At 70.2% G+C, this 16,038-nt stretch carries 16 protein-coding genes and 2 pseudogenes; 11 read left to right on the forward strand and 7 right to left on the reverse strand.

Features of this window, described 5'->3' with window-relative positions; all coding sequences use genetic code 11:
• Window positions 1–113 precede the first annotated feature (113 nt).
• On the forward strand, window positions 114–620 hold the full coding sequence (locus IE262_RS36265) for a GNAT family N-acetyltransferase (protein WP_134033985.1): 507 nt from the start codon (window positions 114–116) through the stop codon (window positions 618–620).
• Window positions 621–752: 132 nt separating this feature from the next.
• Window positions 753–1,058 (forward strand): PASTA domain-containing protein, encoded by a 306-nt coding sequence (locus tag IE262_RS36270; protein WP_229877867.1) that lies wholly within the window; start codon window positions 753–755, stop codon window positions 1,056–1,058.
• Between the two features lie 36 nt (window positions 1,059–1,094).
• On the opposite strand, the gene IE262_RS36275 is transcribed toward IE262_RS36270, so the two are convergent.
• Window positions 1,095–1,790, reverse strand: coding sequence for a demethylmenaquinone methyltransferase (locus tag IE262_RS36275; RefSeq protein WP_134033978.1), 696 nt, complete (start codon window positions 1,788–1,790; stop codon window positions 1,095–1,097).
• 312 nt (window positions 1,791–2,102) lie between these two features.
• Between IE262_RS36275 and IE262_RS36280 the strand changes: the two genes are divergently transcribed.
• Entirely contained in the window at window positions 2,103–3,158 is a 1,056-nt protein-coding gene (locus tag IE262_RS36280) for a chitinase (protein WP_189879729.1), read from the forward strand.
• Between the two features lie 13 nt (window positions 3,159–3,171).
• Here the strand turns inward: IE262_RS36280 and IE262_RS36285 are convergent, their stop codons facing one another.
• The 4 genes from IE262_RS36285 to IE262_RS36300 form a co-directional block, all read right to left on the reverse strand.
• Window positions 3,172–3,621: an imidazolonepropionase-like domain-containing protein gene (locus IE262_RS36285; RefSeq protein ID WP_189879730.1), complete on the reverse strand. Its 450-nt coding sequence runs from the start codon at window positions 3,619–3,621 to the stop codon at window positions 3,172–3,174.
• 67 nt (window positions 3,622–3,688) lie between these two features.
• Window positions 3,689–4,918: a cyclic dehypoxanthinyl futalosine synthase gene (mqnC, locus tag IE262_RS36290; protein ID WP_189879731.1), complete on the reverse strand. Its 1,230-nt coding sequence runs from the start codon at window positions 4,916–4,918 to the stop codon at window positions 3,689–3,691.
• A 140-nt stretch (window positions 4,919–5,058) separates the two neighbouring features.
• Complete coding sequence (locus IE262_RS36295) at window positions 5,059–5,910, reverse strand: prepilin peptidase (RefSeq protein WP_189879773.1); 852 nt, start codon at window positions 5,908–5,910, stop codon at window positions 5,059–5,061.
• Between the two features lie 196 nt (window positions 5,911–6,106).
• A complete protein-coding gene (locus IE262_RS36300; protein ID WP_134033969.1) occupies window positions 6,107–6,955 on the reverse strand; it encodes a menaquinone biosynthetic enzyme MqnA/MqnD family protein in 849 nt (282 codons plus the stop codon).
• A 385-nt stretch (window positions 6,956–7,340) separates the two neighbouring features.
• Here IE262_RS36300 and IE262_RS36305 point away from each other — a divergent pair, with 385 nt between their 5' ends.
• From IE262_RS36305 to IE262_RS36320, 4 genes are all read left to right on the forward strand, one after another.
• Window positions 7,341–7,544 carry a cold-shock protein gene (locus IE262_RS36305; RefSeq protein ID WP_067282429.1) on the forward strand — a complete coding sequence of 68 codons (204 nt, stop codon included), beginning with the start codon at window positions 7,341–7,343 and terminating at the stop codon, window positions 7,542–7,544.
• An 801-nt stretch (window positions 7,545–8,345) separates the two neighbouring features.
• Complete coding sequence (locus IE262_RS36310; protein WP_189879733.1) at window positions 8,346–8,498, forward strand: hypothetical protein; 153 nt, start codon at window positions 8,346–8,348, stop codon at window positions 8,496–8,498.
• A 160-nt stretch (window positions 8,499–8,658) separates the two neighbouring features.
• Window positions 8,659–9,090 (forward strand): SRPBCC family protein, encoded by a 432-nt coding sequence (locus IE262_RS36315; protein WP_189879734.1) that lies wholly within the window; start codon window positions 8,659–8,661, stop codon window positions 9,088–9,090.
• Between the two features lie 66 nt (window positions 9,091–9,156).
• A complete protein-coding gene (locus IE262_RS36320; RefSeq protein ID WP_189879735.1) occupies window positions 9,157–10,407 on the forward strand; it encodes a T6SS phospholipase effector Tle1-like catalytic domain-containing protein in 1,251 nt (416 codons plus the stop codon).
• A gap of 10 nt (window positions 10,408–10,417) precedes the next feature.
• On the opposite strand, the gene IE262_RS36325 is transcribed toward IE262_RS36320, so the two are convergent.
• Together IE262_RS36325 and IE262_RS36330 are read right to left on the reverse strand one after the other, a co-directional pair.
• Window positions 10,418–12,097, reverse strand: a complete 1,680-nt coding sequence (locus tag IE262_RS36325) for a DUF6055 domain-containing protein (RefSeq protein ID WP_189879736.1) — start codon at window positions 12,095–12,097, stop codon at window positions 10,418–10,420.
• A 253-nt stretch (window positions 12,098–12,350) separates the two neighbouring features.
• The gene (locus IE262_RS36330; RefSeq protein WP_189879737.1) at window positions 12,351–13,517 is read right to left on the reverse strand and encodes an MFS transporter; all 1,167 of its coding nucleotides are present in this window, start codon (window positions 13,515–13,517) and stop codon (window positions 12,351–12,353) included.
• Between the two features lie 112 nt (window positions 13,518–13,629).
• Here IE262_RS36330 and IE262_RS36335 point away from each other — a divergent pair, with 112 nt between their 5' ends.
• From IE262_RS36335 to IE262_RS36350, 4 genes and pseudogenes are all read left to right on the forward strand, one after another.
• The gene (locus IE262_RS36335) at window positions 13,630–14,595 is read left to right on the forward strand and encodes an ArsR family transcriptional regulator (RefSeq protein ID WP_189879738.1); all 966 of its coding nucleotides are present in this window, start codon (window positions 13,630–13,632) and stop codon (window positions 14,593–14,595) included.
• A 37-nt stretch (window positions 14,596–14,632) separates the two neighbouring features.
• Window positions 14,633–15,160: a glutathione peroxidase gene (locus IE262_RS36340; RefSeq protein WP_189879740.1), complete on the forward strand. Its 528-nt coding sequence runs from the start codon at window positions 14,633–14,635 to the stop codon at window positions 15,158–15,160.
• 33 nt (window positions 15,161–15,193) lie between these two features.
• Window positions 15,194–15,400 (forward strand): annotated as a pseudogene (locus IE262_RS39975) (MerR family DNA-binding transcriptional regulator); the annotation flags it as partial.
• A 335-nt stretch (window positions 15,401–15,735) separates the two neighbouring features.
• Window positions 15,736–16,011 (forward strand): annotated as a pseudogene (locus tag IE262_RS36350) (GyrI-like domain-containing protein); the annotation flags it as partial.
• Window positions 16,012–16,038: the final 27 nt, after the last annotated feature.

Below are 16,038 nucleotides of genomic sequence, written 5' to 3' on the forward strand. Positions count from 1 at the left end.
GAAGACCCGGAACGGGACCGGGACCGCGAAGACTCGAAAACAGGGTGCTGACGGGCACTGGACATGGGCAGTCTATTCAGCGGTACCGATCACCTGGCTGAAGGGCTGCCCCTGTGAACAGAGCTCCCGACGTACGGTTGCGTGTCCCCACGGACGAGGACGCCATCGCCTGGCACCGGATCTTCGACGACCCCGAGGTCATGGAGTTCCACGGGGGCAGGTCCGCCGAGCTGTCCGTCTACGAGGAGCTCACCGCCCGCCAGCGCCGCCACGACGCCGAGTACGGCTTCTGCTTCTGGACCATGCTCGACGCGGACGACCAGGTCATCGGCTTCACGGGCGCCCAGCCGTGGCCGCACGAGAGCTTCGGCCCGGTGGGCGAGATCGAGATCGGCTGGCGGCTCGCACGAACCCACTGGGGCCAGGGATACGTCACCGCGGCCGCCCGGGAGACCCTCGACCGCGTGCGCCGGGCGGGCGTCCCCACCGTCGTCGCCATGGTCCACTCCGAGAACAAGCGCTCCATCGCCGTGACCCAGCGCCTGGGCATGGAGCTGGAGGAGCTCTTCACCACGCCCACGACGAAGGCCGTCGGACACCAATACCGACTCAACCTGTAACTCAAAGTAGCCAACCGCTACGAATTTGGTTACAGATAGACACCAACCGCTTCCGGCGGACACCCCCTCGCGGTTACCCTGCCAGTACCGCTGGGGGTGACATCTGTGCGCATAACGCCCAAGACACCTGAAGTGCGCGTGCCGCGACTCGTCGGCCTGATGGCCGTGGACGCGCGTGAGACAGCCCAGGCACGTGGTGTGCTGCTCGCCGCGCCCGACCGCCCCGACTTCCATCTCGCCGTCGTCGACTACGTCGTACGGCAGTATCCGCAGCCCGGGACGGAGGTTCCTCGCGGGGCCGTGGTCACCGTGTGGTTCGACTTCGGGGAGGGCGAGGGGGGCGGGGGCGTGCGTGAGCCCCGGCGGGGCGGGCCGCCACCCGGTGGCCTGCAGCGGGAGTTGGACGCACCGGGGGATCCGTTCCCGGTGCTCCGGTAGGGCCGCGCAGACTTCGGTAGCGCCACGCGGCCGCTGTCACGCCTGCTTGAATCCCCTGTGCAACGCCACGACCCCACCCGTCAGGTTCCGCCACGCCACCTTCCCCCAGCCCGCCTCGCCCAGGCGCCCGGCGAGCGCCCGCTGGTCCGGCCAGGCGCGGATGGACTCGGCGAGGTACACGTACGCGTCGGGGCTGGACGACACCGCCCGCGCCGCCGGAGGCAGCGCACGCATCAGGTACTCGGTGTAGACGGTGCGGAACGGCGCCCATGTGGGGTGCGAGAACTCGCAGATCACCACCCGGCCGCCGGGCTTGGTCACCCGGTACATCTCGCGCAGCGCGGCGTCCGTGTCCTGGACGTTCCGCAGCCCGAACGAGATCGTCACCGCGTCGAAGGTGTCGTCCTTGAAGGGAAGTTTCGTCGCGTCGCCTGCTGTGAAGGGCAGCCAGGAGTGCCGCTGCTTGCCGACACGGAGCATCCCGAGCGAGAAGTCGCACGGCACGACGTAGGCGCCCGTCCGCGCGAACGGCAGCGACGAGGTGGCGGTGCCGGCGGCGAGGTCCAGCACCTTCTGCGCGGGCCGCGCGTCGACGGCCCTGGCGACCTCCTTGCGCCACAGCCGGGCCTGCCCGAGGGACAGCACGTCGTTGGTCAGGTCGTACCGTTCCGCCACGTCGTCGAACATCGAGGCGACTTCGTGCGGCTGCTTGTCCAGGGATGCGCGGGTCACAGGGCCATTCTGGCAGTACGGGCCGGACGCACCCACGCCCGGCCCACCCGCGGGCTCCCGCGCGCTACGGCGACAGCCGCGGTCTCTTCTTTTCTCGATGGCTTATTCGGATTGCATGTCCCGAGATATCAGGCAGGTTTTATCTACGCCCCATACCTCCTGAACCTCCCTTCTGAACCTCCTGAACTTCCTGAACCGCCTGCACTTCGATGATCTTTATGAAGCACAGCCGCATGTGATTCGTATCCATCGGAAGAGCTTTCTGTTTCCGTCGTGAGACAGAAACCACGAACGACCATGAGAGCGGGTCATATGCCGACACGGAGTTTCCTGAAGCCTGTCGCCGGACTCTTCTGCCTGGTGGCGCTGGCCTGTGCAGGCTGCTCCCCGGGGCCGGGTTCAGACACGGACACGGACGCGGGTGCGGATGCGCATACGGATACGGATACGGATCCGAACCCGAGCAGTACCGGGCCCGCCGGGGAGTCGGCGACGGGGTACGCGCCCTATGTGAGCGCCACGACCGCGTCCGGACTGGACTCGGCGGGGTCGGCGTCGGCGTACAACCTGGCGTTCGTGCTCGCGGACGGCGGTGACTGCACGCCGATGTGGGACGGGGCGAAGTCGATCGGCGACGTGGCGGTCAAGTCCCGCATCGCGGCGCTGACGGACTCGGGGGCGACGGTACGGGTGTCCTTCGGCGGGGCGGCGGGCACGGAGCTGGCCAGGTCCTGCGACAGCGCGTCGGAGCTGGCCAAGGCGTACGGGGAGGCGCTCGACGCGGCCGGGGCGAGTGAGGCCGACTTCGACATCGAGGGGGACGCGTTGAAGGACTCCGGCTCGGTCGACCTGCGCTCCAAGGCGATAGCCCTGCTCCAGAAGGACCGCCCGGACCTGTCCGTGTCCTTCACCCTGCCCGTCATGCCCTCCGGTCTCGGTGACGACAGCGTGGCGCTGCTGGAGTCGGCGAACGACAACTCCGTCGAGGTCTCCACGGTCAACATCATGACCATGAACTACGGCAGTTCGTACGACGGCGACATGGGCGACTACGCGGAGCAGTCCGCCGAGGCGACCCACGACCAGCTCGCCGACATCTTCGGCCTCTCGGACTCCGCGGCGTGGCGGGGTATGGCCCTCACGTCGATGATCGGGCAGAACGACGTCGACGAGGAGACGTTCACGCTCGACGACGGGGCTCAGGTGCGGGAGTTCGCCGAGGAGAAGGGCATCGCCTGGGTGTCCATGTGGGCTGCCTTCCGTGATCGCCAGTGCGCGGGCGACGACTCGTCGTCGGGTGCCGCGCGCAGCGACTGCAGCGGCGTCGAGCAGGAGGAGGGGGCGTTCGCGCAGACGCTCTCGGGCTGAGGCCCGGGGAACGTCAGCGGCGTCTGTGGACCAGGCGGCCCGCGCACACCGTGGCGACGCACGCCCCCTTCCCGTCGAGCACCGCGAGATCCGCACGGGCCCCCGGCACCAGGGCCACGGGACGGACACCCGGCAGCACCACCACGTCGTTCCGCACGGCCGCCGCCCGCAGTTCGGGCGCGTCGGCGTACTCCGCCAGGACCGCGACCGCGCCCGACTTGAGCACCGCGTGGACGCGTTCACGCGGTGTGGGGGCGTCCGGAAGCGGGCCCTCGTGGATGCGGGCGGGACCGAGGGCACCGGGCCAGCGGCGCACGCGGGCGCCCGGGAACCGCTCCTGGACCTCCGCCAGTGTCCCCACGGCGGCGACCCGGTCGCCCTCCACGGCCACGGCACCGTCCTTGACGGGCTCCGGGTCGTCCCAGGCGCGGCGCACCTCGTCCGCGGCGTGAATCGTCAGCACGCGTCCCCCAGTCGGCCCCTCAGCCGACCCCTCAGCCGACCCATCGCTTGCACGCTCGGTTGGACCCTCAGTTGGACGCCAGCAGCTTCAGCTCGGGGTGGGCCGTGCCGCCCTCGATCGCCGTCGACGAGATGTGCGAGGCCACCCGCTCGTCGACCGGGTCGTTCGCCGGGTCGTCGTGGACGACGATGTGCTCGTAGGTGGTGGTGCGCTGGGCGGGGACCCGGTCGGCCTTGCGGATCAGGTCGATGATCTCCTGCCGGTTGGAGCGGTGCTTGGCGCCGGCCGACGACACCACGTTCTCCTCCAGCATGATCGAGCCGAGGTCGTCCGCACCGTAGTGCAGGGAGAGTTGACCGATCTCCTTGCCCGTCGTCAGCCAGGAGCCCTGGATGTGGGCGATGTTGTCCATGAAGATCCGCGCGATGGCGATCATCCGCAGGTACTCGAACAGCGTGGCCTGCGTACGGCCCTTGAGGTGGTTGTTCTCCGGCTGGTACGTGTACGGGATGAAGGCCCGGAAGCCGCCCGTCCGGTCCTGCACGTCACGGATCATCCGCAGGTGCTCGATGCGCTCGGCGTTCGTCTCGCCGGTACCCATGAGCATCGTGGAGGTGGACTCCACGCCGAGGTTGTGCGCGGTCTCCATGATCTCCAGCCAGCGCTCGCCGCTCTCCTTCAGCGGGGCGATGGCCTTGCGGGGCCGGGCGGGCAGCAACTCGGCGCCGGCGCCCGCGAAGGAGTCCAGACCGGCCGCGTGGATGCGCTGGATGGCCTCCTCCACGCTCACCTTCGAGATGCGGGCCATGTGCTCGACCTCGGACGCGCCCAGGGAGTGGATGACCAGCTGCGGGAACTCCTTCTTGATGGCGGCGAAGTGCTTCTCGTAGTACTCGACGCCGTAGTCCGGGTGGTGCCCGCCCTGGAACATGATCTGCGTGCCGCCGAGTTCGACCGTCTCGGCGCAGCGGCGCAGGATGTCGTCCAGGTCCCGGGTCCAGCCCTTGGCCGTGTCCTTCGGCGCGGCGTAGAACGCGCAGAACTTGCACGCCGTCACGCAGACGTTCGTGTAGTTGATGTTCCGCTCGATGATGTACGTCGCGATGTGCTCGACACCCGCGTACTTCCGCCGCCGTACGGCGTCCGCGGCGGCGCCCAGCGCGTGCAGCGGCGCGTCGCGGTAGAGGACGAGCGCCTCCTCGGGAGTGATCCGCCCACCCGCGGCGGCACGGTCGAGGACGGCTGTGACATCACAAGACGTGACATCACACGACGTCAGGTCGGCCTTCTCGGTCACCGGGCGTCCCTTTCGTAGAGCCTCGCAAGGGTGCGGACAGACCGGACCAGCCTACGCCAGGGGCCGGAATCACCCGACGCCAGGCTGTGGACGACCGACCGCGACCGATCACGACCGGCACCCCCGCGCCGGGCCGCCCGTCAGGCCGCGTACGCCTCCAGCAGCACCCCCGCGAACGCCCCCGCGATCATGTACGGTCCCAGCGCGACCGGCGCCCTGCGCTCGGCGCGCCGCAGCAGGACGAGCGCCGTCACATGCACGCTCCCGAAGACGGACCCGGCGAACGTGCCCAGAAACAGCGCCCCCCACCCGTACCAGCCGAGCACCGCCCCGAGCCCGAGCGCCAGCTTCACATCGCCGAAGCCGAGGGCGATCGGCCTGATGAGGAAGAAGAGGAAGTAGAACCCGCCGAGCGCGAGGGCCCCGAACAGCGCCGTGCGCCATTCCCCGGCGTGTTCCGGCAGCAGCGAGGCCGCCCCCAGCAGCACGAGCGCCGTGCCGGCGAGCGGCAGTGTCAGCGGGTCCGGCAGCCGCTGCACACGCAGGTCCACCAGAGTGAGCAGCACGCCCACGGGCGCCAGCAGCAGCCAGACGGCCAGCTCGGGCCGCGTACCGGTGGCCAGCGCGAGGGCCGTGCACACGAGGGCGGTCACCAGCGCGACGACGGGCGTGCTCGGACCGTACGACGCGCCTGCGTCAGCGCTGCCCACAGGCCCCGTCTGTCCCACAGGCCCCGTCTGTCCCGCAGGCCCCGAGTGCCCCACAGGCCCCACATGCCCCGCGTCGGCGGGAACGGCCGCCCCGCACGACCCGCACCGGGCGCGTCCGAGCCAGCCGCGCGCCGGGCCACTGATCGGATGCCCGGCCGGGCAGGCGTCCCGCCATGCGTCCTCCGGTTCGACCGACAGCCGGTACACGGCTCGCGGCACCAGCACACCGACGGCCGCCCCCCATACGGCGGCGGCGACGGCCACCCAGAGGTCGAGATCCACGCGATCCACGCGCTCAGACTATGGGGATCGGAGTGCGTTGAACACGTGGTCCTTGGTGGTCTGCTTCTTGGTGTTCTGCTTCAGCTTCTTGGTGGTCTGCTTCAGCACCGCCGACGCACCGCAATGCGCCCGCCCTCCCCCACCCCGAATTCGCGAAGAATTCAGTTGCCCTTACTGCGAATGCAACGAGACCCCGTTACGGCGTCAGCAGTTCGACCCGCACGTCCGACGGGAAGCCCGTCGTCGGGCCCACGCGTCGCGCGAACTCACTCACCGCCTCCAGTTGCGGGTCGCCGAAACGGAAGTCGAGCGTGGTGAAGTACCGCTCCAGGACCTCCTCGTCGAAGGCCTCCCAGCGGGCCGCGTGTTCCGCGACCTTTCCGACCTCGTCGAGGGAGAGGTCACGCGACGCCAGGAACGCCTCGTGCACTTGCCGGGTGACGACGGGCTCGCGCTCCAGGTAGTCGCGCCGGGCCGCCCAGACCGCGAAGACGAACGGCAGGCCCGTCCACTCCTTCCACAGGGAGCCCAGGTCGTGCACGTCGAGCCCGAACTTCGGCCCCTCGTGCAGGTTGGCCCGCAGGGCCGCGTCGCCGATGAGTACGGCGGCCTCGGCCTCCTGCATCATCAGCGGGAGGTCGGGCGGGCAGGTGTAGTAGGACGGGCGGACCCCGACCTGCTCGGCGAGCAGCAACTGCGCGAGCCGTACGGATGTGCGTGAGGTCGAACCGAGCGCGACCCGGGCGCCGTCCAGCTGGTCCAGGGGCACCTGGGAGACGATCACGCAGGACATCACCGGGCCGTCGCAGCCGACCGCGATGTCGGGGAACGCGATCAGTTCGTCCGTGTGCTTGAGGAACTCGACGAGCGTGATGGGCCCGATGTCGAGATCGCCCCGCACCAGCCTCTCGCTGAGCTTCTCCGGCGTGTCCTTCGTCAGCTCGAAGTCGAGGAGCGTTCCGGTCCGCGCGAGCCCCCAGTACAGGGGCAGGCAGTTCAGGAACTGGATGTGGCCGACGCGCGGCCGGGTGCGAGAATTGTCCACATCGCGAGGCTAGCCCTCATGGGGTACGGTGCAGCCTTCAGGGTGGCGGTTCCCCGGCGTCATACAAGCCACGACAAGCCGCGCACAAGCCATCCACAAGGCCCCCAAGTCGGGCAATACCGGTCTCCCTCGCCACATGGGCACCGTCAACCTCACTTTCGGTGGCCTTCAAACATTCGGGTGACGTGATCTTGCCCTCTATTGCTTTCGGCTGCCTGCGTGCTAGGCTCGCCGCAAGTTGCAGTTTGGTTTCCTTGCAGTACAGAGCCTGCGGAGCATGTGACCGCGGGCTCTCGTCGTTTTCAGACGTATGCAGTTGTGCAGCACTTGTTTTCACACTTGCAGGTTCTGGAGCAGGGCAACCCTTTGGGCCCAAGGAGGGCTTATGGCTACCGGAACCGTGAAGTGGTTCAACGCCGAAAAGGGCTTTGGCTTCATCGCCCAGGAAGGCGGAGGCCCCGACGTCTTCGTCCACTACTCCGCGATCAACGCGTCGGGTTTCCGTTCCCTTGAGGAGAACCAGGCGGTTTCCTTCGACGTGACCCAGGGTCCGAAGGGCCCGCAGGCGGAGAACGTCACCCCCATGTGAGCCTCCCGCTTCACCAGCCCTGCGCCGTGAGCCCAGCGCCATGAACGCAGTGCTGTGAGCCGGGTGCTCTGATCCGGACCTGAGAGCAGTACCCAAGGAGCCCCGCGCCATCCGGCAGCGGGGCTCCTGCCTTTTCCGCCCGCGCCCCGCGGGAGCCTCACACGTACCGCATGACCAGGACGAACGTCGTCCCAGGCACCATCGCCAGGTGCTCCACCCTGCCCGGGAGGCGCGGCTCGGACGCGCGGAGGGGGCCGCCTGCCTGCCCCGAACAGCCCATGGGCGGGGGCAGTGGTGTTCCCGGGTCGGGGAGGGGCCGAACTCGGAGCTGATCCGGTACGCGCCCGGCCGGGTGGCCGCCGGCCGGGTGAAATCGCCGTCCCGCGGCAGAACGCGGGGGCGCTGGTGGTGCGGACCGCGGCGGCGGGCGCCGAGACTCGCCACCAGCCATTCGGCGGTACGGGGCAGACCTGAGCGCGGCAGCCCAGCCGACGTCCGCCGCGCCACACCCTTCAGCTGCTTCTTGTCAGCTGTTTCTTGTCAGCTGCCTCTTGTCAGTTACTTCTTGGCGGCCTCGCAGGCCTGGGGCCGACCACATAGCCCCGCGAAAGTAAGGCCGGGGAGGGCGCAAGCGGCGGGACCGTGTCGAGCCAACCACGTGGCGGACGACGAACTCCCCGGCCCGCGCGGTCGCCCGAGTACCCCACCCGCACGTGGTGGGCGTCCACGACCTGGTCGAGTCCGAGGACCGGCCCCAGTCAGGTCGTCCGGTCCACGACCGGCCGGCAGCGGGTGGCCGGGGTGTCCGTCCAGCGGGGAGACCAGGTCACGAAGCTGACCCCCCGGCCGGCCGGGAGCGGCGCCCTGCACCTGCGGATCAACGACGCCGAGACCTGCGACCACGACAACAGGGGCTCGCTGACCGTGCAGGTGAGCGTCGCCCACCAGCCGTGACGGGCCGCCGCCGTCCGAGGACATGCCTCACCGGAAAGCGCACACTGGAAGGAGACCGGAAGTAGACAACCGGAAGTAGAAGGCCATGCACCATGAAGGCCACGCGCGAAGGCCATGCGCCGCGAAGGCCAAGCGTCATGAGCGACCGCGGAGGTGAGCCATGAGCACCCTCGAAGAACACGTCGACGTCGGAGTTCCACTCGACAAGGCCTGGGACAGCCTTCACCGGACGGAGAACTACCCACGCTTCCTGGAAGGGGTCCGTGACGCCCGTACGGAAGCGGAGGGGCGGGCGCGTCTGGACGTCGAGGCCGGCGGACGGGCCCGCGAGGTCGAGGCCGAGGTGTCCGACCGCGTGCGGGAACGTGTGATGAAGTGGCAGACCAGGGGCGCCCCCGATCTCGCGGGTTCCTTCTCGTTGCAGCCGATCGACCAGAACCACACCCGGGTCCAGGCACGGCTCGAATACGACCCCGGCACGGTCAGGGAGGCCTTCGGGGGACCGAGGGGCTTCGCCCAGGCGAACGCGATCGAGCGGCTCGTCCGCAGCGATCTGGAGCACTTCAAGGAGTACGTGGAACACGGGCGGTGAGCGGCAGCGAGGCCATCTCCGCCTGGGCAATGGCCAGTTGCGGGACGCGATGCGATCATGCATGTCATGGCCAAGCGTCTGATCGTCTGCTGCGACGGAACGTGGAACCTCGCCGACCAGCCCAGCAAGACCAACGTCACCAAAGTCGCCCTCTCCGTGCGTCCACGGTCCGCCGCCGGGGTGGAGCAGCGCGTGTACTACCACAGCGGGGTCGGCACACGTCGCTGGGAACGGCTGCGGGGAGGGGCGTTCGGACTGGGCCTGTCGCGGAACGTCATCGCCGTCTACCGCTTCCTCGTCCACAACTACGAGCCCGGTGACGAGCTGTACCTGTTCGGCTTCAGCCGGGGCGCGTTCACCGCGCGCAGCCTGGCGGGACTCATACGCAACTCCGGGATCCTGCGCCGCGAGAACGCCGACCGGATCAAGGAGGCGTGGGCCCTGTACCGGGACCGGGTCGAGAAGCCGAACGGTGCGGCCTCCACCCTGTTCCGCCGGGCGTTCGCGCACGAGCCGGAGATCCACTTCATCGGGGTCTGGGACACGGTGGGCGCCCTGGGCATCCCGGTTCCGGGACCTCGGTGGCTCAAGCCGGTCGTGAACCTGGTCAACCGCCGCTGGGCGTTCCACGACACCGAACTGAGCAGCCATGTGAAGGGTGCCTTCCACGCGCTGGCCATAGACGAGCAGCGCACGGCGTTCCGGCCGACGCTGTGGACCCGGCCGCCCGGCACCACCGACAGCGAGCACGAACTGAGGCAGGTGTGGTTCGCCGGGGTGCACAGCGACGTCGGCGGCGGCTACCCGGAGACGTCCCTCTCCGACATCGCCCTGCTGTGGATGCTCCATCACGCCCGCAGATACGGGCTGGAGTTCAACACCGCGGCCCTGAACCCGACCGGGCCGCGCGAGATGCGTCCGGACCGGAGCATCGAGTTCAGGGTGCGGCCCCTCGTCATGGGCGAGCTGCACGACTCGCGGACGGGACTGTACCGACTGGCCGGGCCGCTGCACCGGCCCATAGGGCGCACGGCGGACGGCGGCGGCCCCGACGGGAGCCAGTACCTGGCCGTCACCGCCAGAGACCGCCACGACGGGGACCCGGCCTACCGGCCGCCGGAGCTCGACCGGTATCTCGACCGGGATCGCGACCGGGATCGCGACCGGGATCGCGACGACCCGGCGGGCATACGACTCGAACCGGTGTCCCTGGACGTCCGCGCCGCGGACCTGACGAGCGTCGCCCGGTCCGTCCTGCCGTCGCCCGACGGAGCGGGCCGGACGACGGCAGGGCGGAAGAAGCCGGACAACGCCTGACGGAGCGACCCTAGATCGTGATCTCCAGCTCAGCGTCCGTGAACGTGCCGTGCGGCGGGTTGATGTCGGTCTCCCCTCCCCTGCCGTCGCAGCCGCGGTCGGGGTTGAACATCAGGTACGTGCCGGACGAGCACGAGATCCACATCTCGGCGTCGCCGCCGATCACGAGGCTGCCCGACAGGTTCGCGCCGCCCTGCACGATCGCGTTGTCCTTGACGACCACGTTGCCGCCGACCGTGGCCCCGGAGTTGACCCACGACAGGCCCTCGATGCGGGCGTTTCCGGTGACCGTCGAGTTGCCGAAGACCGCGGCGCGCGGGCCGACGTAGACCGTGGAGGCGACGTTGGCGCGGTTGTCGACCCAGCCGCCGCCGTTGGCGTGCCAGTGGCCGCCGCCGGTCGCGGCCGGCTTCTGGTAGCCGGGTTCGTAGCCGGAGGGCGTGGCGCCGCTGACGCGGAACTCGTACGGGTAGCGGTAGTTCTTCGGATAGCCGTCGAGGAAGGCGTAGCGGTGGACCGTGGACGGAGTGCCGGTCACCACCAGATAGACGTCCTTCTCGCCCGGCTGGGTCTGGAAGCTGATCTGGCCGTCCGCGCTGCTGGAGACCGATCCGTAGCGGGGGGTGCCGTTCCGCACGGCCACGAAGCCGTACGACCATCCCGATCCCGCGGCCGCGTTCACATGCCCCTTGAAGTGCAGCTTGATCAGGGCGCCGTCACTCGACGGCACCAGCTTGATCTTGTTGTAGGCGTAGTCGGAGGGCGCGAGGGCGTCGGGGATCGCGTAGTGGCCGGCCGACTGGTTCACCGCGTTCACGGGGACGCCGTTGTAGGCGTTGATGAAGCCCGCGCCGTACACGTTGTTGATGAACGGCATGATGTGGCTGCGGTTGGAGTAGTCGTAGGTGACCTGGCGTTGCGCGTACTCGGCCACCCGGGCATTGAGCTGGGCCTGTGTCAGGTTGTTGATGCGGCGGTACGCCTCCAGGGGGTGCTCGTTGTTCCTCGCCTGGTTCCAGAGGTCGTTGAACGTCTTGATGCCGCCGTACTTGTCGACCAGGTACTGGACGAGCATCCAGTTGCCGTAGTGGTGGCGGCTGGAGGAGTACGCCAGGTTCTCGGTGCGCAGGAACCGGGTCAGGTCGCCCGCGCCGCCGTCCGGGTAGACCTGCATCGCCATGAACTCGGCGCTCGTCTCCCAGAAGGTGCCCGCGGACGGGTCGGTGAAGCCCAGGCCGCCGCCCTTGCCGAGGAACGTGTAGTTCTGGAAGACATGGCCCAGTTCGTGGGCCAGGCCCCAGGAGCCGGGTGCCGCCGCGGCCGGTGCGATGTTGATGACGCCGACGCGGCCGTCGGCCGAGCCGCCGGTGGCCCAGGCGTCGAGGGCGGTGCGGTTCCAGGTCCGGGTGATGATCACGTCGATCTTGTGCTGGGCCAGCAGGCCCGTCTCCGGCGTGAACTTCATCGTGTTCACGTAGGAGGAGTACAGGTTCTCCAGCTGGGCGAGGATGTTGTCCGGGTCGAAGCGGTACTCGGCGGGGGCGTTCCTCGGGTCGGTGCCCGACTTCTCGCCCCACAGGAGGATGAAGTTCGCCGACTCCTTGGTGCGGTTCTGCGCCCACGGGACCTCGCCCGTCGAGGCCCAGCTGGGCGGGATGTAGACGCTCTTCGCCGCTGCGGTCCGAGCCACCGCGGTCCGAGCCGCTGCCGGTTGAGCCGCTGCCGGTTGAGCGGCTGCCGCTGCCGTTGCCGGGGGCGCGACGGCCAGGGCCGCGCCCAGGGCCCAGAGTGCCAGCACGACGCATATTCGTTGTGCCCATGTCAATAAGCTGCGTGGAGCGGCCGTCATGTGGGGGGCCTCCATTCGACGAATGGGTTCGGCTCCGCGTTCCCGGGCGGAGCCGCGTCATGGTGCCATGGGAGCGCTCCCAAAGCCAGTGCGGTCACGTCGGGAGCCGACGGGAGGGCGCCGCCGCGAGCATCAGCGTCACCGCGACCGACGCCCCCGCCAGCACGGCCATCGCCGCCGCCGGAGACGTGACCTGGGCCACGGCTCCCGCCAGGGCCGCGCTCACGCCCTGCAGGGTGAGCACGCCCGAGGAGTGCAGGCCCAGGGCGTGGCCGGTGAGGTGGGGCGGGGTGAGGGAGAGGAGCCGTTCCTGCTGGAGCAGGCTCGCGGCGAAGCCCACGGAGGCCAGGGCCACGCAGGCCGCCGCCACGGCGAGCGGCGGGCGCACGGCGAAGAGCAGGTACGGGGCGGCCAGGAGGAGCAGGAACGGGGTGATCAGGCGAGGGCGCACGGCGGGCGGGAGGAAGCGGCCCACCGTCACGTCCCCGGCCAGCATCCCGGCCGCCGCGCAGGCGAAGAGCAGGCCCGCGCGGTCGGGTGCGTACGACACGAACAGGGACTCGCAGCCCACGACCAGCCCGTTGGGCACCCACAGGCCCAGATAGGCCGTGCGGCGCGGGGCGTGCGACCACAGCTCGGCGTTCGTCCGCCACGTCCGGGAGACCGACGGGCGGCCGGAGGCCCTGGGGGCGCGGCGGGACAGCCCGAGGAGCGAGACGAGGGCCGCGGCCGCGTACAGCACCGCCCCCAGCAGCAGCGTGCTGGCCGGGGACAGCACCGCCACCAGGACGCCGCCCGTCGCGTACCCGGTGATCTGCATGCCCCCGTGCATCATGTTGAAGACCGAACGGCCCAGCAGATAACCGTCCTTGGGCAGGATCTCGCTCAGCAGACCCCAGCGGACTCCCCCGCCCAGCGACGCGATCAGCCCCTGCGCGAGGATCACGGCGAAGACCGCCCCCAGCGGCAGGCCCGGCACCGCCAGCAGCGCCGTAGCGGCCGCGAAGGCCGCCGCGGTGCCCGCCAGCGTCGCCCTCGGCGGGAGACGGTCGGCTCCCGAGAGCAGCGTCGTCGCGCCGACCACCTGGGCCAGTGACGGGCCGAACATGCTCAGGGCCGACAGCAGCGGGGATTCCGTCGCCTCGTACACCAGCGTGCCCAGGGCCAGACCGCTCACGGTGGAGGCCGCCACCTGGAGGGCCGAGGAGAGAAAGAGCGGGGTGAACTCACGGGTGCGGAACAGATGTTGGTAGCTGTGCATGGACGGAGGATCGGGCGGCCGCGCGGCCGGTGGTTAATGTTTCGCACAGCGGCGAAACCTCGGCAAGAGGGACACAAGAGGGATCAAGAGAGAGGGCGGGGGGAGGGGCGGCATGGGCTGGTGGCAGGTCAACGCCGACACCCTCGCCGGCAGCCGGTTCGTCGTGTCACCGCTCGCCGAGACCTTCGCGAGCCTGAAGGTGCTGCACGCGGGAGAGGGGGCGCACCCCGGCGAGCTGGCGTGGCTCACCGAGCATCTGCCCGCGTACCGGCGGCGGCTGTCCCGCGACCCCGTCACCGCGCTGCTCGTACGCTCCGGGCTCGGACGCGCGTGGATCGCCGACTTCCTCACACCCACCCCGGGGGAGGCCGCCGGCTTCGCGGAGGAGGTCGCCCGGGTGCGCGACGCCGCCCCCGCCACGGCTCGCGACGACCTGACCGTCTCCCGCCCCGGCCCCCTCCCCGCCCTCCTCCGGCGCGACGACCTCCCCCAACGCGCCGCCGACCTCCTGGAGTTCGTGTGGGAGGAGACCGTACTGCCGGACTGGGAACGCCGCCGCCGTGTCCTGGAAGCCGATGTTCTCGCCCGGACCGCCCAGTTGGGCCAGGGCGGGTGGGCCGCCGTACTCGACGCGCTGGGGCCGGGCACGCGATGGCTCGGCGGGGACCGGCTCCAGGTCAATCCGCACGCGAACCCGCCGCGCGAGATCTCCGGGGCCGAGCTGCTCTTCGTGCCCGTCACTCCGCAGCGGCACGGCTGGGTCTCCTGGGACGAGGGCGAGCGGTACGCCGTCGTCTATCCGTGCGCGGGCGTGCTCACCGACGGACCGGTCACCTCCGTGCCCGCCGGCCTCGGCGCGCTCCTCGGTGACGCACGGGCCCGCATCCTCGTCCTGCTGGACTCCCCCATGAGTACGACCCAGTTGGTGGCCCTGACCGGGCAGGGGCTCGGGTCCGTCGGACGGCATCTGCGGGTGCTGCTCGACGCGCGGCTGGTGCGCAGGCGGCGGGCGGGGCGGTCCGTGCTGTACTACCGCTCCGCGGCGGGTGAGGTACTCGTCACGGCACAGCGGGGTTGAGGGGCCGGGGTCCGCCTGCCGGAGTTAGCATCCGCTCATGACTGCTGACAACACCGCCGGCAACACCGCTGGGACCGGGGACTCCGTGCTCGACGCAGAGATCGGGGCGCTGCGCGGCGGCCCCGCTGACCTCGGGCAGTACCGGGGCAAGGCCGTCCTCGTCGTGAACGTGGCCTCCAAGTGCGGGCTGACACCGCAGTACGCCGGCCTGGAGCGGCTGCACGAGCGGTACGCCGACCAGGGCTTCACCGTGCTCGGCGTGCCGTGCAACCAGTTCCTCGGGCAGGAGCCGGGGTCGTCGGAGGAGATCGCGGAGTTCTGCTCGGCGACGTACGGCGTGACCTTCCCGATGACCGAGAAGGTCGAGGTGAACGGCGAGGGGCGGCACCCGCTGTACGCGGGACTCGTGGACCACGCCGACGCCGAGGGCCACACCGGTGACATCCGGTGGAACTTCGAGAAGTTCCTCATCGGCCGGGACGGCGCGGTCGTCGCCCGTTTCTCGCCGCAGACCGAGCCGGAGGCGGCGGAGGTCGTGGCGGCGGTGGAGCGGGCCATCGGCTGAAACGGTACGCCGCCCTCGTTCCCGTTGATGCCGTTGACCTTGCCCCTGGGGCAAGGGGCAGCGTCCCTGTCGCCGGGCGGCGGTCGCCCGGCGACGGAGGATGGCGTGGACACGGAGAACCTGCTGACCATCGGCGCGTTCGCCGCGCGGACCCGGCTGTCGGCGAAGGCCCTGCGGCTGTACGACCGGCTGGGGCTGCTCACGCCGGCGTACGTCGACGACGTGAGCGGCTACCGCTACCGGACACTTGCCCTGCTCCACCCTTCAGGGTGGAGGTGTAGGGCATCCTCGCCCTTGCGGCCCGTAGGGGCGCAGCACCACTGCTAAAGTCGCTTTGTCCGACAACGTAGTTGGCGGACCTACCGCCGGACGGGCGGGAAGTCAGGCCTGTGGAGGCCTTGTAAGACCACCCTCGGGTGGCAGGGGCCCGCGAAGCAGGAACCCGAGGGAGCACTGCGCAGCGGTGCTGACCGGAATCACCTGCGTTCACGCAGGTGAGGGCGTCAATACCGCGCCGACCAGTCCGAACGTGCCCGCCTCGTGGCCCTGCTCCGGCGGCTCGACATGACGCTCGCGCGGATCGCCGAGATCGTCGGGCCTGGGCGGCCGGCCAGGGGCGGGCCTGGGAGACCCGGGCCCGCCGCGAGCCCGCCCGGCGGCTGGTCTGCACGCGCATCAGCAAGGCGCAGGTCGCCAATCCACAGATCCACGCCGTGTTCGAGGCGGTGGAGGCGTGGATCGCGCGGGAGGGACTGGAGGTCGCCGGGCCGTGCCGCGAGGTCTACTTCGCCGACTGGGACGCGGCGGGGCCCGAGGATCTGGTGTGCGACGTGGCGTTTCCCGTGAGGTGAGGCGAGGTGAGTGAGGGGTACGGCCCG

Origin of the sequence: Streptomyces bluensis, from assembly GCF_014650715.1 — a bacterium.
Lineage (GTDB): Bacteria > Actinomycetota > Actinomycetes > Streptomycetales > Streptomycetaceae > Streptomyces > Streptomyces bluensis.